This is a genomic window from Demequina lutea, assembly GCF_013409005.1.
In the GTDB taxonomy this organism is placed as follows: Bacteria; Actinomycetota; Actinomycetes; order Actinomycetales; family Demequinaceae; genus Demequina; species Demequina lutea.
Genome location: NZ_JACBZO010000001.1, coordinates 2,761,631 through 2,782,259 on the forward strand (window position 1 = coordinate 2,761,631; position 20,629 = coordinate 2,782,259).

21 protein-coding genes are annotated in these 20,629 nt (G+C 67.7%); 17 read left to right on the top strand and 4 right to left on the bottom strand.

The annotated features are described in order from the left end of the window. The first annotated feature begins 32 nt into the window (after positions 1 to 32). From BKA03_RS13235 to BKA03_RS13275, 9 genes are all read left to right on the top strand, one after another. Positions 33 to 767, top strand: coding sequence for a hypothetical protein (locus BKA03_RS13235; protein WP_062074352.1), 735 nt, complete (start codon positions 33 to 35; stop codon positions 765 to 767). Beyond that, positions 767 to 1,198 carry a thioredoxin family protein gene (locus BKA03_RS13240; protein WP_179398097.1) on the top strand — a complete coding sequence of 144 codons (432 nt, stop codon included), beginning with the start codon at positions 767 to 769 and terminating at the stop codon, positions 1,196 to 1,198. The genes BKA03_RS13235 and BKA03_RS13240 overlap by 1 nt, the downstream gene beginning before the upstream one ends. Before the next feature lie 46 nt (positions 1,199 to 1,244). Continuing rightward, complete coding sequence (locus tag BKA03_RS13245) at positions 1,245 to 1,691, top strand: DUF4395 domain-containing protein (protein ID WP_062074353.1); 447 nt, start codon at positions 1,245 to 1,247, stop codon at positions 1,689 to 1,691. 1 nt (position 1,692) lies between these two features. Beyond that, positions 1,693 to 2,049, top strand: coding sequence for a DsrE family protein (locus BKA03_RS13250; RefSeq protein ID WP_062074354.1), 357 nt, complete (start codon positions 1,693 to 1,695; stop codon positions 2,047 to 2,049). Between the two features lie 167 nt (positions 2,050 to 2,216). Next, positions 2,217 to 2,753 carry a heme-binding beta-barrel domain-containing protein gene (locus tag BKA03_RS13255; protein ID WP_062074355.1) on the top strand — a complete coding sequence of 179 codons (537 nt, stop codon included), beginning with the start codon at positions 2,217 to 2,219 and terminating at the stop codon, positions 2,751 to 2,753. A 25-nt stretch (positions 2,754 to 2,778) separates the two neighbouring features. Further along, positions 2,779 to 3,924 (top strand): CAF17-like 4Fe-4S cluster assembly/insertion protein YgfZ, encoded by a 1,146-nt coding sequence (gene ygfZ, locus BKA03_RS13260; protein WP_062074356.1) that lies wholly within the window; start codon positions 2,779 to 2,781, stop codon positions 3,922 to 3,924. A gap of 101 nt (positions 3,925 to 4,025) precedes the next feature. Then, entirely contained in the window at positions 4,026 to 4,367 is a 342-nt protein-coding gene (locus BKA03_RS13265) for a DUF2516 family protein (protein ID WP_062074357.1), read from the top strand. A gap of 3 nt (positions 4,368 to 4,370) precedes the next feature. Beyond that, a complete protein-coding gene (dtd, locus tag BKA03_RS13270) occupies positions 4,371 to 4,796 on the top strand; it encodes a D-aminoacyl-tRNA deacylase (RefSeq protein WP_062074358.1) in 426 nt (141 codons plus the stop codon). 133 nt (positions 4,797 to 4,929) lie between these two features. Next, positions 4,930 to 7,503 carry an ATP-dependent Clp protease ATP-binding subunit gene (locus tag BKA03_RS13275; protein ID WP_062074359.1) on the top strand — a complete coding sequence of 858 codons (2,574 nt, stop codon included), beginning with the start codon at positions 4,930 to 4,932 and terminating at the stop codon, positions 7,501 to 7,503. Between the two features lie 72 nt (positions 7,504 to 7,575). On the opposite strand, the gene BKA03_RS13280 is transcribed toward BKA03_RS13275, so the two are convergent. Then, entirely contained in the window at positions 7,576 to 7,713 is a 138-nt protein-coding gene (locus tag BKA03_RS13280; protein ID WP_179398098.1) for a hypothetical protein, read from the bottom strand. A gap of 17 nt (positions 7,714 to 7,730) precedes the next feature. Here BKA03_RS13280 and BKA03_RS13285 point away from each other — a divergent pair, with 17 nt between their 5' ends. Then, on the top strand, positions 7,731 to 8,750 hold the full coding sequence (locus tag BKA03_RS13285; protein WP_062074360.1) for an aldo/keto reductase: 1,020 nt from the start codon (positions 7,731 to 7,733) through the stop codon (positions 8,748 to 8,750). Between the two features lie 41 nt (positions 8,751 to 8,791). On the opposite strand, the gene BKA03_RS13290 is transcribed toward BKA03_RS13285, so the two are convergent. Then, entirely contained in the window at positions 8,792 to 9,700 is a 909-nt protein-coding gene (locus tag BKA03_RS13290) for an iron-sulfur binding domain-containing protein (protein WP_062074361.1), read from the bottom strand. Between the two features lie 60 nt (positions 9,701 to 9,760). Here BKA03_RS13290 and BKA03_RS13295 point away from each other — a divergent pair, with 60 nt between their 5' ends. Next, positions 9,761 to 10,381, top strand: coding sequence for a hypothetical protein (locus BKA03_RS13295; protein WP_062074362.1), 621 nt, complete (start codon positions 9,761 to 9,763; stop codon positions 10,379 to 10,381). Positions 10,382 to 10,401: 20 nt separating this feature from the next. Here BKA03_RS13295 and radA read toward each other — a convergent pair whose 3' ends face one another. Next, a complete protein-coding gene (radA, locus tag BKA03_RS13300; RefSeq protein ID WP_062074363.1) occupies positions 10,402 to 11,778 on the bottom strand; it encodes a DNA repair protein RadA in 1,377 nt (458 codons plus the stop codon). An 81-nt stretch (positions 11,779 to 11,859) separates the two neighbouring features. Between radA and BKA03_RS13305 the strand changes: the two genes are divergently transcribed. From BKA03_RS13305 to BKA03_RS13320, 4 genes are read left to right on the top strand one after another with little or no spacing between them, the layout of a single operon-like run. Then, positions 11,860 to 14,814 (top strand): hypothetical protein, encoded by a 2,955-nt coding sequence (locus tag BKA03_RS13305; RefSeq protein ID WP_179398099.1) that lies wholly within the window; start codon positions 11,860 to 11,862, stop codon positions 14,812 to 14,814. A gap of 3 nt (positions 14,815 to 14,817) precedes the next feature. Next, positions 14,818 to 15,492 (top strand): TetR/AcrR family transcriptional regulator, encoded by a 675-nt coding sequence (locus BKA03_RS13310; protein ID WP_062074365.1) that lies wholly within the window; start codon positions 14,818 to 14,820, stop codon positions 15,490 to 15,492. A gap of 11 nt (positions 15,493 to 15,503) precedes the next feature. Further along, entirely contained in the window at positions 15,504 to 16,235 is a 732-nt protein-coding gene (locus BKA03_RS13315) for an ABC transporter ATP-binding protein (protein WP_062074366.1), read from the top strand. Then, positions 16,232 to 16,978, top strand: coding sequence for an ABC transporter permease (locus BKA03_RS13320; RefSeq protein ID WP_062074367.1), 747 nt, complete (start codon positions 16,232 to 16,234; stop codon positions 16,976 to 16,978). Before BKA03_RS13315 ends, BKA03_RS13320 begins: the two co-directional genes overlap by 4 nt. A gap of 18 nt (positions 16,979 to 16,996) precedes the next feature. Here BKA03_RS13320 and BKA03_RS15430 read toward each other — a convergent pair whose 3' ends face one another. After that, positions 16,997 to 17,131: a hypothetical protein gene (locus BKA03_RS15430; RefSeq protein WP_257020138.1), complete on the bottom strand. Its 135-nt coding sequence runs from the start codon at positions 17,129 to 17,131 to the stop codon at positions 16,997 to 16,999. 27 nt (positions 17,132 to 17,158) lie between these two features. Between BKA03_RS15430 and proC the strand changes: the two genes are divergently transcribed. Next, entirely contained in the window at positions 17,159 to 18,001 is an 843-nt protein-coding gene (gene proC, locus BKA03_RS13325; RefSeq protein WP_062074368.1) for a pyrroline-5-carboxylate reductase, read from the top strand. 118 nt (positions 18,002 to 18,119) lie between these two features. Beyond that, positions 18,120 to 20,615, top strand: coding sequence for a GH36-type glycosyl hydrolase domain-containing protein (locus BKA03_RS13330; protein WP_062074369.1), 2,496 nt, complete (start codon positions 18,120 to 18,122; stop codon positions 20,613 to 20,615). Positions 20,616 to 20,629 lie beyond the last annotated feature (14 nt).

The following is a 20,629-nucleotide window of genomic DNA, read 5'->3' on the forward strand; positions in this document are numbered from 1 at the left end:
GTACCGGTAGCACTCATGCGAGACTTACGCGCGTGAACCCCTTGACGCGAGCCACCGCCACTACCGGCGCGGCAGCCGTTGTCGCCGTCACGGGATCCCTTGGAACTCGCTATCTTGCGATCGGCGTGAGCGCACTCATCGCCGTGGCGGCGTTCGGCTGGCCGCGACTGCTTCGCGTCTATCGGCGCCGCGTCAGCACGGCCATTATTGGGGCGTCGGGCGCCATCTCCGTCATCGCCATTGGTCTTGGCCGCGACCAACCATTTTTGCGTTACGGAGTCGCTGCGGCAGGAGCCGCCGTGCTGCTCGCGCTCGCAGCCGAGGTCTTTTTCCCGTCTCCGCCGGGGCGAGCCGTCACGTCGGTCACGGGAATGATGGCCGGAGCGATGGTTGCCGTTTCCGGCGGAGCGTGGGTCGCCGCCATGCGAACACCCGGGGCGAGCGACCTTGTGGTGGCAGGCGCCGCCTCGCTCGCGATCACGGGCATCGCATCTGTTCTTACCTCGAATCCCGGACTGAATGCGGTGATCGCCTTGACGCTCGGCACCGCGGCGGGCGGGGGCATGGGCGTCGTCTTCGACTCGATTGGGTGGCCGGGCGGCGCACTCGTAGGGTTCGTTTCGGCCTCGGCGGTCCTGCTCGTGACGGAACTCACGCACCGCGAGCCCGCGCCACGTCACTTCTTCGCCTCGGTCGCCTCGGGAATCACTCCGGTTCTTGCCGCGGGAGTTCTCGTGTACCTCGGCGGCCGCCTGCTGGTGGGCTGATGCTCCTCAGAATTCTCGCCGTCGGCGTATTGCTTGCCGTCGCTTCGGTCGCTTATGCGTGGTGGTCACGCCAGCAGGGACGCGTGCAGCACGTGGCCGTGGCAGGAGCCCTCACTCCCACCGATCTGGGTGCTCCTCGCGGTCAACGCGCGACCTTCGTGCAGTTTTCGACTCCCATGTGCGCCAAGTGCCCGCCGACTCGGGACTTGCTCTTGCGCGTTGCCGCCGACGACCCATACGTGAGCCACATCGAGATCGACGCTTCTGAACACCTCGATCTCGCTCGCAGGCTGGACATCATGCGCACCCCGACGACGCTCGTTCTCGACGCCGACGGCGTGGTCGTTTCGCGCATGAACGGCGCCCCTTCGGAGGCACAGGCGCGCGAGGCTCTCGCCGAGGTCCCGCCTCCCACGGAGTATTCGATCTAGCGCTCAACTCCCCTCGCCCTAGACTGGTCCTCCACAAGGAGGTGCCGTGTCCCCCACAGACGACATCCGTATCGATCCCCGCGGTTATCGCTTCGGGGCGTTCGTGACCCTCGCGTTTGCGCTCATCGCCCTCGTGTTCGGCCCCGACCCTGTCGGCCTGCTCGCCATGGCGATGCTCACTTCGCTGTTCCTGCCCGGCGCGACCGTGGGTCCCCAGGTCACGTTGCAGTCCTTCATATTCCGCGCGTACATTCGCCCGCGCATCGGTTCACCTACCGAGACCGAGAGCTTCCGCCCGCCCCGTTTCGCGCAGCAGATGGGCCTCGTCATGGCGGGCGCCGCCCTCGTCCTCGGGCTTGCGGGCGTCACCGCAGGGTTCTTCGTGTTCGCCGCGCTCGTGACCGTTGCGTCATTCCTCAACGGCGTGTTCGGGTTTTGCGCGGGCTGCGAGATCTACCTCCTGTTCAAGCGCGCCACCACCAAGGCCGCCTGACATGCCCCGCCTCGTCGTCAAGTGCACGTGGGGAGTCGAGCGCGAGGAAACCCTCATTCAGGCGTTCACCGTCGCGGCGACCGCGGCGGCGAGCGGCATCGACGTCAGCATGTGGCTTACCGGCGAGGCGAGCCTGTTCGCCCTGCCTGGCACTGAGGACGTGAAGCTCCCCCACGCGGCACCGCTGTCGGAGTTGCGCGAGGCCGTGATGGCGGGCGGAACCCTCACGTTGTGCACTCAGTGCGCCCAACGGCGCGACATCGCGGCGGACGACCTCATCGAGGGTGTGCGCATCGCGGGAGCGGCGACATTCCTCGAGGAATCACTCGCGCCCGATGCGACGGTTCTCGTCTATTGACCGAGATCGTGTACTGAAGGTGCTCGCCAAGCGCCGTCGCGTTCGTATGATGGAGACACCATGACAGGACTTGAAGCCACGTTCGTCGCCCTCGCCATCGCCGCCTTCAGCGCGACCGCCTGGGTCGTAAGCATCGTTTTGTGGCGCGTCCTCAAGGCTCCCAAGCGGTGACTTTTACCTTTCCAGAAGGCCTCGCGCCCGAGGTCTTCCCGCTCGCGTGGCTCGTGGGGACGTGGTCGGGCCGCGGGTTCATCGAATACCCCGACATCCCTCGCACGGAGTTTCGTGCCGACACGGTCTTCGACCACGATGGCGGCCCGTACCTGATCTACCGGTCCACTCTGACGGCGATTGGCCCCGACGGCGAGGACACGGCCGTGTGGTCTAGCGAGCAGGGCTACTGGCGTGTACCGCCCGCCGCGCCCGACGGCCTGGAGCTCAACGAGAATCAACACCCGGTGGAGCTTCTTGTCGCCGATGCTTCCGGCTCGGTTGCGCTCTACCTGGGCGCCGTCGGCAACGGAAAGATCGAGTTGGCCACCGATCTCATGGCGAGGAGCGCGAGCGCACCCGACATTGGCGGCGCCTCGAGGCTGTACGGAAGTGTCGCCGGCGAGCTGCTCTTCGCTCTCGACATTGCGGCGTTCGGCAACGACCTGCAGAGCTACGCATCCGGTCGTTTGTCGCGGGTCGAGGAATCATGATGGCCTCGCCCGTCGTTGACCCATCATGACCTCATTGCTCGACACGACCTCCCCACTCCTGGCCCGCACCGGCGCCGTTCCCGCCGAGGGGCCCGACGCGGGGGTCGCGTGGCACTACGGCGACCCGACGGCGGAGCAAAGGGCGCTCGTTACCGGCCGCGCCGTGGTGGACCAATCTCACTTGGGGCTGGTGACCGTGACGGGGCCCGACCGCCTCACGTGGCTCAACTCCCTCAGCTCCCAAGAGGTCGCCTCGCTCGCGCCCGGAGTGTCGACGGAACTGATGATCCTCAGCCCTCAGGGCCGCATCGAGCACGTGGCAAGCGCGGTGGACGACGGCGAGACCGCGTGGCTTATCACCGAGACCGCGGAGGGCCTTGCGGCGCACCTGGACCGGATGCGCTTCATGCTCCGCGTCGAGGTCTCCGATGCGACCGCCGACTGGGCCGCCCTGGGCGAGCCCGTGGCCGCGCCAGACGCCGAATTCGTGACCTGGGTGGACCCGTGGCCGCACATCGGCGCCGGAGGAACGTCCTACACGCCCGCCGATGCCGCGCCCGGCGAGGCCCGCCCGTGGCGACTCGTGCTGGTCCCCCGTGGCGATCTGGACACCGTGGTCGATGGACGCCTTGCCGCAGGCGCGACCCTTGCGGGCACGTGGGCGACCGAGGCGCTACGCATCGCTGCCCACCGGCCGCGCGCCGCGACCGAGGTCGACGAGACCTCGCTTCCGCATGAACTCGATTGGTTGCGCACCGCGGTCCACCTCCACAAGGGCTGCTACCGGGGCCAAGAAACCGTTGCCAAGGTCCACAACGTCGGCCGTCCGCCGCGCAGGCTCACGCTGCTGCACCTCGACGGTTCCGGGGCGGATCTTCCCTCGCTTGGTGCGGCCGTCACGCTGCCTGGCGCCGAAGCACCTGTCGGGCGTGTGACCTCGGTGTCGCGTCACCACGAGCTTGGACCCATTGCACTGGCCGTCCTCAAGCGCTCGACGGACCCCTCCGCGACACTCATGGTCGTCGGAGACGACGGCCCCATCGACGCGTCTCAAGAAATCATCGTCAACGCCGATGGCTTCTCGGCCGACCGCCCGCCCAAGCCGGGGCCCACCGCCAAGGGCCTCCTCATGGGCAAGGGCTGCGCGGCCGACGGCGGGGACATGGAGTAACAAGGACGCCGAGTAGCGGCGACGTCGAGTAGTCCTAGCGGCGCCGCAAAGGGGATTTCGATCTCCACGCTCGTCCGCTACCGTGTGACCCGGAGGTTTCCATGGTTGGTTTTCTGCAACTCGTTATTCTTAACGTCGTCTCGTACGCCGCGTTTATCGGCGGGGTGTGGGCGATCATCGACATCATGCGCCGCGGATCAGAGGCGTTTGTCAGCGCAGGCAAGCAGACCAAGATCCTGTGGCTCGTCATCATGGTCGTCGCCACGGCCGTCCTCTTCATCTCGCTCCCAATTCCCTTCGGCGGGGGCGGCGGACCTTTCAACATCATCGGGCTTGCTGCCGCGGCCGCCGTGATCGTCTACCACGTGGGCGTCAAGCCCGCGCTGGGTGCGCACCGCAAGGGACCGAAGGGTGGCGGGCGCAGCAACAAGGGCAGCTGGTAGCCCGTGCGTGCCGTACTCCAGCGCGCATCGAGCGCGTCGGTCATTGTCGATGGGGTGGAGGTCGCCTCGTTTGACCGCCAGGGCATCGTCGCCCTGGTAGGCGTCACTCACGACGACGGCCCAGCCGAAGTCGCGCTGATCGCCCGCAAGATCCACGACCTTCGCATTCTCGATGGCGAGGCATCGGCCCTCGAGGCGGGCGCGCCCATCATCGTCGTCAGCCAGTTCACGCTCTACGCGGACACGCGCAAGGGCCGTCGCCCCACGTGGAACCAGGCCGCGCCTGGACCCGTGGCCGAGCCGCTGGTCGATGCCGTCGTGGCCGCCCTCCGGGAGGCCGGACTTACCGTCGGGACGGGCGTCTTTGGTGCCGACATGGCGGTGAGTCTCACCAACGATGGGCCGATGACGATCCTCCTGGAGACGTAGCTCGAGGCCTTCCGGCATATTTCGGCTTGGTCACACTTCTCACGCCCAACGCGAACATGGCAATGGTAATGGGGGGTGCGTGGTTAGCCTGGGAGCACGCCAAGCGTCCCCATGCATGGCCAAGGAGGTCACGATGTTCGAACGGTTCACAGACCGCGCTCGCCGCGTAGTGGTGCTTGCCCAAGAAGAGGCACGCATGCTCAACCACAACTACATCGGCACCGAGCACATTCTCCTCGGCCTGGTGCGCGAGGGCGAAGGCGTCGCCGCCAAGGCCCTCGAGGCCATGGATATCTCGCTCAACGGCGTCCGCGAGCAGGTGCAGGAGATCATCGGCGAGGGCTCACACGCCCCGTCCGGCCACATCCCCTTTACGCCGCGCGCCAAGAAGGTTCTCGAGCTGTCCCTGCGCGAGGCACTGCAGCTTGGCCACAACTACATCGGCACCGAGCACATCCTGCTCGGCCTGATCCGCGAGGGCGAGGGCGTCGCCGCCCAGGTGCTCGGCAAGCTGGGCGCCGACCTTGGCGGAGTGCGCCAACAGGTCATCCAGTTGCTCTCTGGCTACGAAGGCAAGGACACCCCGAACGCCCAGGGCACAGCTTCGGGCGGCCCTCAAGAGGGCACCCCCGCAGGCTCGACCGTGCTCGACCAGTTCGGCCGTAACTACACGCAGGCAGCGCGCGAGGGCAAGCTCGACCCCGTCATCGGCCGCGAGCTCATCATGGAGCGCGTGATGCAGGTGCTGTCGCGTCGCACCAAGAACAACCCGGTGCTGATCGGCGAGCCCGGCGTCGGCAAGACCGCCGTCGTCGAGGGCCTCGCCCAGGCGATCGTGCGCGGAGACGTGCCCGAGACGCTCAAGGACAAGCACCTCTACACGCTCGACCTCGGCTCACTCGTCGCTGGCTCGCGCTACCGCGGTGACTTCGAGGAGCGCCTCAAGAAGGTACTCAAGGAGATCCGCACCCGCGGCGACATCATCCTGTTCATCGACGAGATCCACACCCTCGTGGGTGCGGGCGCCGCCGAGGGCGCGATCGACGCCGCCTCGATCCTCAAGCCCATGCTGGCGCGAGGCGAACTGCAGACCATCGGCGCGACGACGCTCGATGAGTACCGCAAGCACGTCGAGAAGGACCCCGCGCTCGAGCGCCGCTTCCAGCCCATCCAGGTGCCTGAGCCGGAACTCGGTCAGACCATCGAGATCCTCAAGGGCCTGCGCGACCGTTACGAGGCGTTCCACCGTGTCACCATCACGGACGGCGCGATCGTGGCCGCCGCGCAGATGGCCGACCGCTACATCAGCGACCGGTTCCTTCCGGACAAGGCGATCGACCTCATCGATGAGGCTGGCGCGCGCCTGCGCATCCGCCGCATGACCTCGCCCCCCGAGTTGCGCGACCTTGACGACAAGATCGCCAACGTGCGCCGCGATAAGGAGGGCGCCATCGACGAGCAGGACTTCGAAAAGGCCGCCTCGCTGCGTGACGTCGAGCGCAAGCTCACGGAGGAGCGCTCCACCAAGGAGCAGGCCTGGAAGTCCGGCGACCTCGACGTCGCCGCCGTGGTTGACGAGGACCTCATCGCCGAGGTACTGGCGATGTCGACCGGCGTGCCGGTGGCACGCGTCAGCTCCGACGAGTCAGCGCGACTGCTGTCGATGGAGAAGGAGCTGCACAAGCGCATCGTGGGCCAAGAGGCCGCGATCAAGGTGCTGTCTCAGGCCATCCGCCGCACGCGTGCAGGCCTCAAGGACCCCAAGCGTCCAGGTGGTTCGTTCATCTTCGCTGGCCCCACGGGCGTCGGAAAGACCGAGCTTGCCAAGGCTCTTGCCGAGTTCCTGTTCGGCGACGAGAGCGCGCTCATCAGCCTCGACATGTCCGAGTACGGCGAGAAGCACACCGTGGCCCGCCTGTTCGGTGCGCCTCCTGGTTACGTCGGCTTCGAAGAGGGCGGCCAGCTCACCGAAAAGGTGCGCCGCAAGCCGTTCTCCGTGGTCCTGTTCGACGAGGTCGAGAAGGCCCACCCCGACATCTTCAACTCGCTTCTCCAGATCCTGGAAGACGGCAAGTTGACCGATGCTCAGGGCCGCGAGATCAACTTCAAGAACACCGTCATCATCATGACCACCAACCTGGGTGCCGACGCAATCTCGAAGCGTCAGGCGACGGGATTCTCGATGATCACCGAGGGAAGCCAGTCGTACGACGAGATGGTCAAGCTGGTGAACACGAAGCTGAAGGAGCACTTCAAGCCCGAGTTCCTCAACCGCGTCGACAACGTCGTGGTGTTCCCGCAGCTCACTCAGGACGAGATCATCCAGATCGTGGACCTCATGGTCGCCCGCCTGGACACCCGCATGAAGGACAAGGACATGGGCATCGAGCTCACCGACGCGGCCAAGAAGCTGTTGGCCGAGCGCGGCTACGACCCAGTCCTCGGTGCCCGTCCGTTGCGTAGGGCTCTCCAGCGCGAGATCGAGGACCCGTTGTCCGAGAAGATCCTGTTCGGCGAAGTCACGTCGGGCCAGATCATCCGCGTGGACGCTCAGGGCGAGGGCATCCTCGGCGAGTTCACGTTCGAGGGTGTCAGCAGGGACGAAACGATGGGCGAGCCGCTCACCAAGGCCCCCGTGCCGGCATCGGCCGACAAGGCCAGCGCCGCGAGCGGTCCCGCCGACGAGGTCGCCTCGACCGAGTCCTAGAACACCCGCAACGCGAGAAGGCCCCGGCTCCCCATCAGGGGGCCGGGGCCTTCTGCGCGCACGGCTCCACGGCTAGCCGCCGAAAGGGGCCAACCAAATGCGGCCACTGGCCACGATCAGCGCCAGCACACCCAGAACGATCGCGGGCATCGAGCCCTTCAGTCCCTCGCCGTCCATGACGGGGCGCCTCAGCGCAGGCTCTGAGAACACGGCGATAGGCTCGCAGCATGAGCATTCACTCCCCACATGTCGCTGCCGAGGACCGATACGACTCCATGACCTATCGCCGATGCGGGCGATCAGGCATCCACCTTCCAGGCGTCTCGCTTGGCCTCTGGCAGAACTTCGGCGATGCCACTCCGCTCGAACGCCAGCGCGACATCATCCTCGCCGCCTTCGACATGGGTATCACCCACTACGACTTGGCCAACAACTACGGCCCGCCTCCGGGTGCCGCCGAGCGCAACTTTGGCGCCATCTTCGCACGCGACCTGGGGCCCTACCGCGACGAGATCCTGATCTCCTCCAAGGCCGGTTACGGCATGTGGCCGGGCCCTTATGGCGACTTCGGCTCACGGAAGTACCTGGTCAGTTCGATCGACCAGTCGCTGCAGCGCATGGGCCTCGAGTACGTGGACATCTTCTACCACCACCGTCCGGACCCCGAGACGCCCCTCGAAGAGACGATGGGCGCGCTCGATCACATCGTGCGTTCCGGCAAGGCCCTCTACGCGGGCGTCAGCAACTACGACGCGGCCAACACCGAGGAGGCCATCCGCATCCTGCAGGGCCTCGGCACGCCCATGCTGATTCACCAGCCGCGCTACAGCATGTTCGACCGGCGCCCCGAAGAGGCCCTGTTCGACGTGATCGGGGAGGCGGGGGTCGGCTCGATCGTGTTCTCCCCGCTCGCGCAGGGACTGCTCACCAACCGCTACCTCAAGGGCATCCCGGCCGGATCGCGCATCACGCACTCCCAGTTCCTCAACGAGGGCCAGGCCCAGAACACGGTCTACCTCGAGCGCGCGAGCGCCCTGAACGACATCGCAGCCAAGCGCGGCCAGTCGCTCGCCCAGATGGCGATCCAATGGGTACTGCGCGACGACCGGGTCACGTCGGCGCTCGTGGGCGCATCGTCCGTGGAGCAGTTGCGCGACAACGTCGCCGCCCTCAGCTTTGACCCGCTCACCGGCGACGAGATCGCCGCAATCGAGCCCTATGCCGTCCACGGGACTGAATGGTTATAGGCGGGGTGGCTCTAGGCGGGGTGGCTCTCAACGGGATGGCTCTAGGCGAGAGCAACCAGCCCGCGCTCCGCGTCCACGAGCGCTACAAGGCCATCTGCCAGGAGCGATTCTAGGCAGCTCTCAACCTGGCCGGGCTCGACATCGGCGAGTGCCGTGCGCCCCTCGACGATGAGCGGGGCGTCGGCCTCCCGCAGCAAGGCGAGAATCCGGCCCCGCACCTGGCGGTCGGTGCCGTGCCACGCCTGGGTCCTGCGCGGCGCCTCCTCAAGCCCTTGGCGCCCGCCGGCGAACCACGCGCACGATGACGCGACGGGACACTCCTCACAGCGCGGGGCGCGGGCGGTACAGATCAGTGCGCCAAGCTCCATCGACGCGGCGGCCCACGCAGCAGCACTCGCGGGATCGAGCGGGGTGACGCGCTCGGCAAGCTGCCTTTCCCCAGCGCGCACTGAGGTCGCCGGTAGCGGCTCGCCGCCCCACACCCTGGCGAGCACGCGCCGCACATTGGTGTCGAGCACCACGGCGCGCTCGCCGAACGCGAAGGCCCGCACGGCCGACGCCGTGTAATCGCCGACGCCGGGAAGCGAGAGCAGGGTATCGGCGTCGGCGGGCACCTCGCCGCCGTGACGATCGACCAGGACGCGCGCGCACTCCCACAGTCGCTTGGCTCGGCGCGGGTAGCCGAGCCTTCCCCACGCACGCACCGCATCGGCCTGACTGGCTGCCGCGAGGTGCCCCGGCGTCGGCCATCTCTTCATCCACTCTTCCCACGCCGGCAACACGCGAGCGACGGGCGTCTGCTGCAGCATGACCTCACTCACGAGCACTCCCCAGGCCGAGCAGTCCGGCTGACGCCAGGGCAGATCGCGCGCCGACGCTTCAAACCAGCCGAGTACCAGGGCCACTCGACGCGCGTCGAGGCCGAAAATGTGTTCTTGAGACGTCGGCATGGCTTTCATTGTTCCAGGCCGATCCACGACTACGGTGGGAGCGTCGGAAGGAGTCTGGACATGGACGGTCTTCGTGATCCCGTGGGCGGCAAGTCGCCTGAGATTTACTGGCGTCGGCGCATCGTTGCGGCGATCGGTGTGGTGCTTGTCATCGTGGTGATCTATTTCCTTGCGTCCTCACCGGGCGGAAAGAAGACTGACGTCACGGCATCCGGCTTGACCCCGCCAGTGACAAGCGCAGATCCGAGCGCGAATCCGAGCGCGGATCCCAGCGCCGCCACCTCGCGCCCGTGCACCTCCGCGGATGTGAAGCTGACGTTGACGCCCAACCCGACGGACTTCGCCGGGGTCGCTCTACCCATGTTCAATGTCGGGATCAAACAGGCAGGCCCAACGCCCTGTCGCCTTGACACGGCCGCCACTGGCACCGAGCTCAAGATCACGTCCGGAACCGACAGGATCTTTTCATCCCTCGACTGCCCCACGGACGGGACCATCAACGCCCGCCAGTTCTTGCTCGCTCCCGCTGCCAACGAGACGTTCCAGGTGACCTGGGACCGCAAGAGGACAGCGCCGCAGTGCACCACAGTAACGGCCGCGCCTGGCGCGGGGACCTACCACGCGGTGCTTACCATCCAGGGGATCGCATCAAACGACGCCACGTTCACGCTGAGTAACTAGAACGACGCGAGAGGCGCGAACTACTCGGGCTGGAGCCCTGCCCGCACGGCATCGGCAAGGGTCTCAACCCCGAGGACGGTGACCTTGCCGCCCGATGCCTCGCGCGCGGCGTCGGCCACACCAGCCGGCACGATCGCGTGCGTGAATCCAAGTCGAGCGGCCTCCGAAAGCCGCGTCCCTATCGCGCTGATGGGACGCACCGCTCCCGAGAGCGCCACCTCGCCGATCGCCACAAGCCCCTTGCGCACGGGTCGGTCCGCCCGAGCCGACGCGAGCGCCAGCGCGAGCGCGAGGTCGGCCGCCGGTTCTGCGACCCGAGCGCCGCCGACGGTCGCCACATAGACATCATCCGCGGCGAGGGCGACGCCTACTCGACGGTGAAGCACGGCAAGAATCATTGCCACGCGGGCCGAGTCCATTCCGGACGTAGCCCTGCGCGGGTTCGCGAGAGCCGAAGGAGCCACGAGCGCCTGGATCTCCGCGGGGAGCGCCCGGCGGCCATCGAGGGTGATCGTGGGACACGTGCCCGCAATCGCCTCATCGGTGCGAGTGAGGAACAGGCCCGAGGGATCGGGCACCTCCTCGATGCCCGCCTCAACCAGTTGGAAGCACCCCACCTCGTCGACGGAACCGAAACGGTTCTTGAGCGCGCGCAACAGCCGCAAGGGCGAATGAGGGTCGCCCTCGAACTGACACACGACGTCCACAAGGTGCTCGACGATCCGCGGCCCCGCGACCGAGCCGTCCTTGGTGACGTGGCCCACAAGCACCATCGGTGTTCCCGTGGCCTTCGCCGCCTGGATCAGCGCACCCGCGACCTCGCGCACCTGAGAGACTCCCCCAGGCGAACCCTCGATCGCTCCCGAGGAGATCGTCTGGATCGAGTCGACGACCACAAGGTCGGGGGCCTCGGCGGCGAGGTGGGCGAGCACCACTCCGAGGTCCGTCTCGGCAGCTAGCTTGAGGCGCGGTTCGAGGGCGCCCATGCGTTCCGCCCGCAAGCGCACCTGACCCGCCGATTCCTCGCCGCTCACGTAGAGGACATTGCGTCCCTCCCGTGCAGCGCGCGCCGCAACCTCGAGCAGCAGGGTCGACTTGCCCACTCCTGGCTCGCCGGCGAGCAACACTGCGGCGCCCACCACGAGCCCCCCGCCTAGAACTCGATCGAATTCGGCCACATGAGTGGGGTGGCGCGTCGATTCCGAGACCGGGATATCGCCGATGGGCCTCGCGGGGGTTGTCACCGCGCTCGCCTTGGTCGCAGGTCCGGATGCGGCCCCCACCTCGACGACAGTTCCCCACGCTTGGCATTCCCCGCAACGCCCGACCCACTTGACGGCAGTCCACCCGCACTCACTGCAGCGGTAGCCGGTCGGAGCCTTCTTGGTGATCGCCATTGGGCCACCGTAGCGCCGCAATCTGACACGCGCGGCGCGCAGCCCCGAGCGCAGACCGACTCCAGGACATAACCTTGCACCATGGCCAGTGACGAACAGAAATCACCATGGTTCCCCATCCAGCCGGAGGGGCAACCGCTCGACGACGCCCCAGCCGCCGTGGACGCGACCGCCGAGCCTGCCCCACCAGCGGCGCCCGCCACCACACCTCCTGCCGCCATGCCCTCTTTCGATGATGTTGTGGCGCCCGAGCGGGCAGCGTCTGCCGGAGCGCCCGAAAGTGCGCGCCCGTTCGATCTCACTCCGTCGCGGCCTTCCATGACGCGACCCGCGACGGCCCCCATCCCCAACGTCACCCGGCAGGATCCGAGCCCGCAGGGTCTGAGCCAACAGCCCCCTGCTCTCAGCCCCTACCTCAGCGCCGGCAGGCCGAGCATTCCCCAAGGCCCCTACGAACCGCCCACATCGGGCGCCTTTCAGGCCACCCCGCCTGAGCGGACACCCGTCCCGGATGCCTACCAACCGCCCGCCGCGCCCGCACCCGCAGCCGCCGCGGATGCCTACCAGCCGTCCGCCGCGCCCGCACCCGCCGCGTTCGCCAACCCCTACGCACAGCCGTCCGCCGCGCCCGCACCGACATACAGCGCCGACGAGGCCTGGCGCCCTGACCGTCGCGCAGGGTTCCCCGCAACCGGACCGATTGCGACTCCACCAACTTCCACTGGACCCATCGAACAGCCGAGCCCTGCCGTGTTGGACATGCCAAAGGCTGAGGCGCAACCGCCTATTCCTTACGCACCGTGGACGGGCGCGATCCCGCAGGTAGAGCTTCCGGTCCCCGCCACCACACCGACTCCGACTCCGACTGCAACGCCAACGCCAACGCCAACGCCAACGCCAACGGTGGAAGCCGAGCCGGAACCCACTCCCACTCCCACATTCGCGCAGGAGCCCCTGCCCGCCCAGGAATTGGACGCCCCGATGCTGGTAGGCGGCCTCGTGCCGACGCCCGTTGAGGCAGAGGAGGCCGATATTGTCGCGCCAGTCCTGCCTCCTGACGCTACGGAGATCCAACCTCGAGGCGCCGACCCTTTGCTCTCATTCGGCGCCCCCGCGACCGCCGAGACTCGCACCCCTGCCGAACCGCAGGGCTCAACCCAGGAGTACATTCCGGACGCCGCCGATCCAGTGAGGCGACTCGGAGAATCGGCACTCTCAACCGCGAGCCTCGAAGCTGCGGGCGCCCCCACTCCACGACAAGGCGTCCCCCTCAGCGGTGGAGACCGCGGCGCTGTGCCTTCGTTTGGCGAGGAAGAGCCGTTCGTTCCCAGGTTTGAACCCTTTGGCGGTGCCGCCCCCGCGCCGTTGCCCACCGTGAGTTTCACGACCCCCAGCCCGGCAACGCGGCCCCAGTCGCCGCTCGCCGACATCGCGATTCCCGAGTCCGACGGACCCGCCTACGCGCCCAAGGAGGAGTTCCTCGACACGGAATTTCCTTACAAAGTCGGCAAGGACAAGGACGCCCACACGACGACGGCCGCACCCGCAACCGCACCGGTACGTCCATGGGCGGCGGTCGATCCAACTGAGTTCGAATTCGTCGACGGCGAGCCGCTCAGTGTCGAGGTCGGCACGTTCGGCTCCGAGGCACTCGATCCCGTCGACGGCCTCGACGATGGTGCGCCCGGGAACCCCCTCACACCAACGGCGCCTTCGTGGGAAGGCATCATGGGGGGCGAGACCGTGACCCCTCAGGCTCCCGCGCCGCACGACGTTCCGGTCACTGTTCAGCCCGGTAGCTTCCCTCCCGTCGCCGATGTGGCGGCCGAGCCTGCGGGCAGCGAGGCCGCTGTGGCGGACGACGACCTTGCACCGGATCCGACCGGGCCGTCCACGGAAACCGAAGCCGCCTCCACTGAACCGCTGGCACCAGCTTTCGCAAGCCCGGCGGCAACACCGCCTGCAACACCGCCTGCAACCCCGGCAACCCCCCCGGCAACCCCCGCGGCAACCCCCGCGGCAACCCCGGAGACTCCCGCCGCGCCCGTCACGCCCGTCACCCCCGTCACCCCCGTCGCGTCCTTCTTCGCGGCAACGGCAGCGCGCAGCGCCCATCGCGCTGACAACGCCGAGACCGCCGCGCTCGCGACTCCGTCGGTCGACCCCGTTCCCGTCGAGGCATCGGCACCCGCGTCCGTTCCCGTCGAGGCATCGGCACCCGCGTCCATCCCCAACGAACCCCTTCGCTTGGAGCCGGTCCGCACCACGGCAACGGCGTACACGCCGTCAACTGGCGCATGGTCGCGGCCCGTGTTCGCACCTGCCGATGCCGTTACACAGGTGGACGGCATGGCGCGAGTTGCAGACACCACCGAACTGAAGGCGACCGACACGGTGACACCCGCCGGATCGTCAACGGAAGCGACGGCAACAGGCCACAACCCGGAGGAAGCCGTCAAGACCCGGAAGGCGCACACACGCAGACGACTGGTGGTGTGGATCGTCCTCGGTGCCCTGGTCGCTGGCGCGGCCGTCTTCCTGGCATACCGGCTCTACTTCATGCCCGACCCCGTCATCTTGCCGACTCCGACCGCCACGGCTGAGGCTCCGGCCCCCACCGCAAAGCCGATAGCGATCACGAACGCGAGCGCTTTTGCTACCGCAATGCCCACCGTCGTGGGCACCGACGTGTTGATCGACTACACGGTCACCGACACCGTCGGAGACTCGACGATGCCCGCGCGAACCGCTGAACAGGTCACCTTGGACTACGGCCCTGGCTCGTCGTCGACGGTCTTCACCGTCGAGGCGTACCAGCACTACAACCAGACCGATGCCCAAACCGCGTACGACTCGTACGCGAAGGGCGCGACCGACGTCAAGGACGTCGTAGTCAACGGCACGACCGTCGGCAAGCGCGCATTCTCGACGACAGGGTCCAAAGGCACGGTGGTGTGGCGCAACGGCACTGCCGTCTTTGACCTGACCGGTCCCGCCAGCGACGTTCTTGGTTTCTTCGAGCACTTCGGCGTCTAACTGATGGCGACGGGCGCCATACGCAGGGGGCCTCGGCCGGGAGGAACCGACACCAGGACCGAGATCCTGGAGGCCGCGGCCGCCGTCTTCTCGAGGGACGGCTACCAGCGAGGCTCGGTGCGGGGCATCGCGCGCGCGGCCGGCGTCGACCCGGCCCTGGTGCGGCACTACTTTGCGTCCAAGAGCGAACTTTTCGTAGAGGCGCTTCGGCCGCCGTTCGATCTCTCCGAGCAAGTGACGCGCATGACCGAGGGCGACCCCCAACTCGTCGGGCACCGCGTGATGGCGTTCTTTGTCGAGGTATGGGACGACCCGGTGCGGGGCCCGCGCATCATTCAACTCATGCGCGCGGCCCTCGATCATCCCGATGTCGCCGAGTTCGTGCGAACCCTCGTCATCGAGGGGGTCATCCAGCGTGTAGCGGCGGCTGTGGGAGCCCCGAATCCCGCGCGCGCCGCGGCCACGGCGGCCAGCCAGGTGATCGGGCTGGCGATGTTGCGGCATGCGGCCCACATCGAGCCGCTGGCTTCCGAGCCGGGGGATGAATTGATCGCGAGGTTCGGACCCATCTTGACGCGACTGCTCACGGACGCGAGCGGCGACTCCACCACGAAACAAACCACCTCATCACGGTTCCGTTTGGGCGTTGCTGTTGACAGCCCCCTACAGACAGGTTGATAATTCCCCGCATGAGGAATAACACCGAACCCGACGCCGCCGTCTCGATCCGCGGCCTGCGCGTCATCCGCGGAGGCAACCTCGTCCTTCCGCACATCGACCTGGACGTTCCGCGCGGCCAGATCGTCGGGCTACTTGGCCCGTCAGGCGGCGGCAAGACCACCCTCATGCGCGCCATCGTGGGCGCGCAGATCATCGCGGGCGGGTCGGTCGAGGTCTTCGGCATCGAGGCTGGTTCTCCCGCGTTGCGCCGCCGCATTGGCTACGTCACCCAAGCCGCGTCGATCTACCCGGACCTGACCGCTCGCGAGAACCTCGCCTACTTCGCCAAGACGGTGGGCGTGGTCTCCGACGGCGTGACCGCGACGCTGCACCACATCGGCCTGGCCGATGTAGCCGATCGCCCGGTCTCGACGCTCTCCGGCGGTCAGGCGTCGCGGGTCTCCCTTGGCGCCGCACTCGTGGGCGACCCGGAGCTTCTGGTGCTTGACGAACCCACCGTTGGCCTCGACCCCGCGCTGCGCCGGGACCTCTGGGGACTCTTCCACGAGCTGCGCGACTCCGGCAAGACCCTGCTCGTCAGCTCGCACGTCATGGACGAGGCGAGCCGCTGTGACCGCCTCGTGTTCGTGCGCGATGGCGGCATCCTCGCCGACGACACCTTCGAGAACATTTTGGCAGACACCGGCACCGACAACGCCGATGCCGCCTTCCTGGCTCTGACCGAAAGGACCGCAGCATGAGCCCGGGGCTCACGTGGAACACCGCCAAACGAGTGCTGACGCAACTGCGCCGCGACCCGCGCACGCTCGTGATGCTCATCGTGCTCCCCGCAGGGCTCACGTGGCTGCTTCAGTACATGTTCTCCGAATCGCCCGTGCCGCCCACGGGCCCGATCTTCAACACCATCGGTCCGCGCATCATGGGCCTGTTCCCCCTCATCCTGATGTTCCTCATCACGTCGATCACGATGCTCCGTGAGCGCCAATCCGGCACCCTGGAGCGACTCATGGTGGGCCCCACCGGCAAGGCCGACGTGATCCTCGGCTACGCGCTCGCATTCGGCCTGGTGGCGGCGGTGCAGGCCATCGTGATGACCGCGTGGTCCGTGTGGCCGCTCGGGCTCGAGATTCCCACCGGCCTGTGGCACCTCGGGATCGTGATGGTTCTCGATGCACTAGTGGGCACGGCGCTTGGCCTGTTGGCCTCGGCGGTTGCCAAGACGGAGTTCCAGGCCGTGCAGATGATGCCGCTCGTCATCATCCCCCAGCTGTTGCTGGCCGGGCTGTTCGTCAACCGCACCGACATGCCCGCGGGCCTCACCTACGTCTCCGACGCACTGCCGGTGAGCTACTCGATCGACGCGGTGAACAGCATCCTCGCCGGCGACGGGAATGCGATCTGGGCGCCCGTGGCGATACTGGTGGCCTTCATCGCGGGCGCTCTGGTGCTCGGTTCGCTCACGCTGCGCCGCCGCACCACCTAGCCCCCCGGAAGTGGGTCATCACGTACCCGTTTGCGCCGCATCGGCGTCACAGTGGGTCATCACGTACTCGGCAGGTCCACGCAGCCGCGCATCGGCACGTCCGCGCATCGGCGCATCGGCGCATCGGCGCCGCGAGCCGATCTTGAGACTCACGTCACCGCGCGGGGCTAGCCTGGACCCATGACTGACGCAACCGCAGCACCCGCCCCAACCACATCCATCGCCGTCCTCGGCGGCGGCGTCATGGGCGGTGCTATCGCCGCAGGCGCGCGCGCCGCGGGTTGGACCGCCGCGCAAGTGACCGTCGCCGACAAGAACGCCGACGCCCTTGCCGCCCTCGCATCGGCACTCGGTGTGAGCACCACCCAAGACCTCGCGGAGGCCGCCGCGGGTGCGGACATCATCGTTTTCGCCGTGAAGCCGCAGGATGCCGCCCTAGCGCTCGACGCCTTCGCGACCTCGGTGCGCCCAGGCACCATCCTGTTGACCGTCGCCGCGGGCCTACCGTCGTCGTTCTACGAGGCTCGGCTACCGGCAGGAACTCCCGTGGTGAGGGCCATGCCGAACACGCCTGCCCTCATCGGCAAGGGCGCCACCGCGATCGCGCCCGGTGCCCGCGCCACCCCCGCGCACATGGCGCTCGCCGCGTCGGTGCTCTCCGCGACGGGGCTCGTCGTCGAGGTCGAGGAGGACCAGATCGTTGCCGTCGGGACCGTGTCCGGCTCCGGCCCCGCGTACTTCTACGCCTTCGTCGAGGCCATCATCGAGTCGGGCATCGCGGAGGGCCTCGAACGCAAACTCGCGACTGAGCTTGCGATCCAGACGTTCATCGGCGCGGCCGCCCTGCTGGAATCGTCCGAAGAGGGCCCCGGCGAGTTGCGCGCCCGCGTCTCATCGAAGGGCGGCACGACGCTGGCCGCGCTGGGAGCCATGTCCGACGCCGGACTCCAGACCGTGGTGGCCGTCGGCCTCGCGGCAGCGGCCAGGCGCACGCGCGAGATGGCCGTCGAACTCGCCGGCTAGGGCGCGCAAACCCGGGTGGCCGTGTCGCGCACCGCACCCCCACATCGTCGTCCCCCCGGGGCGCTACGCTGGTGAGCGCTCTCCCGCCGCGGCGTCGGCCCGGCTTGGAAGGCCCCAAATGGCACCACCCCGCACGGAGGCTTTGATGCAGTACGGATACTTTGACGACGCGGCGCGCGAGTACGTCATCACTCGCCCGGACACCCCGCGGTCATGGTCCAACTACTTGGGGTCGCGACTGTACGGCGGCATCATCACGCAGGGCGCAGGCGGGTATTCGTTCTACAAGTCGGGCGGCACGGGCCGCGTGCTGCGCTTCCGCTTCAACGGCGTGCCTCAAGACGAGCCCGGCCGGTTTGTCTACCTGCGCGACGATGCCGATGGCGACTTCTGGTCGGCGTCCTGGCAGCCGGTGGGCAAGACCCTGCGCGGCACCGTCGAGGCCCACGCCGACGACGCGACGCTCGACGCGGCGGGAAACCCGACCCAGGCGTCGTCCGTGCGCCACGGCCTCGGGTACTCAATCTTCAATTCGTCGTACCGCGGCATCGACTCCGAGGCGACGTTCTTCATCCCCCAGGGCCAGGCGTTCGAGTACTGGTCGGTGAAGGTCACCAACACGACCGACGCACCGCGCACCGTCTCGCTCTTCTCCTACGCCGAGTTGTCCAACGAGTGGAACTACCGCCAGGACCTGGAGAACCTCCAGTACTCGCAATACGTGGTGGTGTGCCGCATGAAGGACGGCATGATCCATCGCCTCAACTCCACGCGTGAGCGCACCTCGGAGCTGTGGTTTGGCATGGCCGGCGCCGATGTCGCCGGGTTTGACACCGACCGCGACGCATTCCTGGGCGCGTACCGGACGCAGTCGGCCCCCATCGCGGTCGAGCGCGGCGCGTGCTCCGGCTCCGAGACCACCGGCGACAACGCGTGTTCGACCATCCAGGCCAGGCTCGAGCTGGCTCCCGGCGAGACCCGCCAGGTCATCTACATGATGGGCGTCGGCGCGCCCGATGCCTCATGGGAGGACGCCGACGGCGTCGCCCTGCGCCCCGGACGGGAGATCATGGCCGAGTTCGGCACCCCCGAGGCGGTCTCGCGTGAACTTGAGGCGATCCGCGAGGAGTGGCGCGAATATCTGGCCCCCCTCCAGGTCGCGACCCCCGACGAACAGATGAACTCGATGATCAACGTCTGGCACGCGTACCAGACGCACATGACGTTCAACTGGTCGCGCGGCGTCTCGCTGATCGAGGCCGGCGACCGCGACGGCCTCGGCTACCGCGACACGGTGCAGGACATGCTCGCCGTGATCCATGCGATCCCTGACGCCGTCCGCGAGCGCCTCAATATGATCCTCACCGGCCAAACCGAAGAGGGCGGCGCGATGCCTCTCGTCAAGCCGCTGACGCACAACCCCGGCCACGAGAAGACGCCGACGCTTGAGCAGTATCGCTCGGACGACCCACTGTGGCTGCCCATCACGGTGGCGAACTTTGTGTACGAGACGGGCGACGTCGAATACCTGGACCAGGTGCTGCCCTACGCCGACCACGGCGAGGCGACGGTGTTCGAGCACCTCAAGCAGGCCATCCAGTTCTCGCTCAACCACCTGGGAAACAACGGGCTGGTCCAGGGCCTGCAGGCCGACTGGAACGACTGCATCCAGTTTGGCACCACGGGCGAGTCGATGTTCTCGACGTTCCTGATGGCCAACGGCATGCGCGTCATCGCGGAGCTCGCCGACCAAACCGGCCGCCACGACGACGCCGAATGGGCACGGCACGTATTGGATGGGCTGGAGCCAGTGCTCGAGAACGCGTGGGACGGCGAGTGGTACATCCGCGGCATCTCCTCGACTGGCGCCAAGCTGGGTTCCGATGCCTTGGACGAGGGCAAGATCTACCTCGAGCCCAACGTGTGGGCCGCCATCTCCGGCACCGTGCCCGAGGCCCGAGCGGTCGGCGCGATGGACTCGGTCTACGAGCGCCTCTCGACCGAACATGGCGTCGCGCTGTGTGCCCCCGCGCATACCAAGGAGGTCCCCGGCGTCGGCCTGTCGCTGCTGGTCTTCCCGCCGGGGCACAAGGAAAACGGCGGCATCTTCTGCCACGCGAACGCGTGGACCATCGTGGCCGAGGGCGTCCTGGGCCGGGGCGACCGCGCGTATGAGTATTACCGCGCCTTCCTGCCCGCCAAGTACAACGATCAGGCGGAACTCCACCAGGTCGAGCCGTATGTCTACTCACAGTTCGTGCACGGCCCCGAGTCCCCGCGCTTTGGCCAGGCCCGCAACCCGTGGCTGACCGGCACGGCCTCGTGGTCGTACGTGGGCGTGACCCAGTACATCCTGGGCATCCGGCCGGAGCTCGATGGGCTACGCATCGACCCGTGCCTGCCCGAGGGCTGGGGCGGTTTTGCCATAACGCGCCGGTTCCGCGGGATGAACCTGACGATCAACGTGGTGAACGTTGATGGGCTCGCGACGGGAGTGTCTTCGGTGACGATTGAAGGCATCGAGGTCGCCCCCTTCGACGACGGCAAGCGCGGGGCGCTCGTGCCCGTCGAGGCGCTTGCCGACGGGGACGTGCTTACGGTGACGATGGGTTAGGCAACTGGCGCAGT

Bases quoted from the DNA above. Each gene is read 5' to 3' on its own strand.
- BKA03_RS13290 (WP_062074361.1), bottom strand. From the start codon at position 9,700: ATGCCGACGTCTCAAGAACACATTTTCGGCCTCGACGCGCGTCGAGTG.
- BKA03_RS13310 (WP_062074365.1), top strand. From the start codon at position 14,818: ATGGCGACGGGCGCCATACGCAGGGGGCCTCGGCCGGGAGGAACCGAC.
- BKA03_RS13275 (WP_062074359.1), top strand. From the start codon at position 4,930: ATGTTCGAACGGTTCACAGACCGCGCTCGCCGCGTAGTGGTGCTTGCC.
- proC (WP_062074368.1), top strand. From the start codon at position 17,159: ATGACTGACGCAACCGCAGCACCCGCCCCAACCACATCCATCGCCGTC.
- BKA03_RS13320 (WP_062074367.1), top strand. From the start codon at position 16,232: ATGAGCCCGGGGCTCACGTGGAACACCGCCAAACGAGTGCTGACGCAA.
- BKA03_RS13285 (WP_062074360.1), top strand. From the start codon at position 7,731: ATGAGCATTCACTCCCCACATGTCGCTGCCGAGGACCGATACGACTCC.
- ygfZ (WP_062074356.1), top strand. From the start codon at position 2,779: ATGACCTCATTGCTCGACACGACCTCCCCACTCCTGGCCCGCACCGGC.
- BKA03_RS13250 (WP_062074354.1), top strand. From the start codon at position 1,693: ATGCCCCGCCTCGTCGTCAAGTGCACGTGGGGAGTCGAGCGCGAGGAA.
- BKA03_RS13265 (WP_062074357.1), top strand. From the start codon at position 4,026: ATGGTTGGTTTTCTGCAACTCGTTATTCTTAACGTCGTCTCGTACGCC.
- BKA03_RS13240 (WP_179398097.1), top strand. From the start codon at position 767: ATGCTCCTCAGAATTCTCGCCGTCGGCGTATTGCTTGCCGTCGCTTCG.
- BKA03_RS13295 (WP_062074362.1), top strand. From the start codon at position 9,761: ATGGACGGTCTTCGTGATCCCGTGGGCGGCAAGTCGCCTGAGATTTAC.
- radA (WP_062074363.1), bottom strand. From the start codon at position 11,778: ATGGCGATCACCAAGAAGGCTCCGACCGGCTACCGCTGCAGTGAGTGC.
- BKA03_RS13305 (WP_179398099.1), top strand. From the start codon at position 11,860: ATGGCCAGTGACGAACAGAAATCACCATGGTTCCCCATCCAGCCGGAG.
- BKA03_RS13315 (WP_062074366.1), top strand. From the start codon at position 15,504: ATGAGGAATAACACCGAACCCGACGCCGCCGTCTCGATCCGCGGCCTG.
- BKA03_RS13330 (WP_062074369.1), top strand. From the start codon at position 18,120: ATGGCACCACCCCGCACGGAGGCTTTGATGCAGTACGGATACTTTGAC.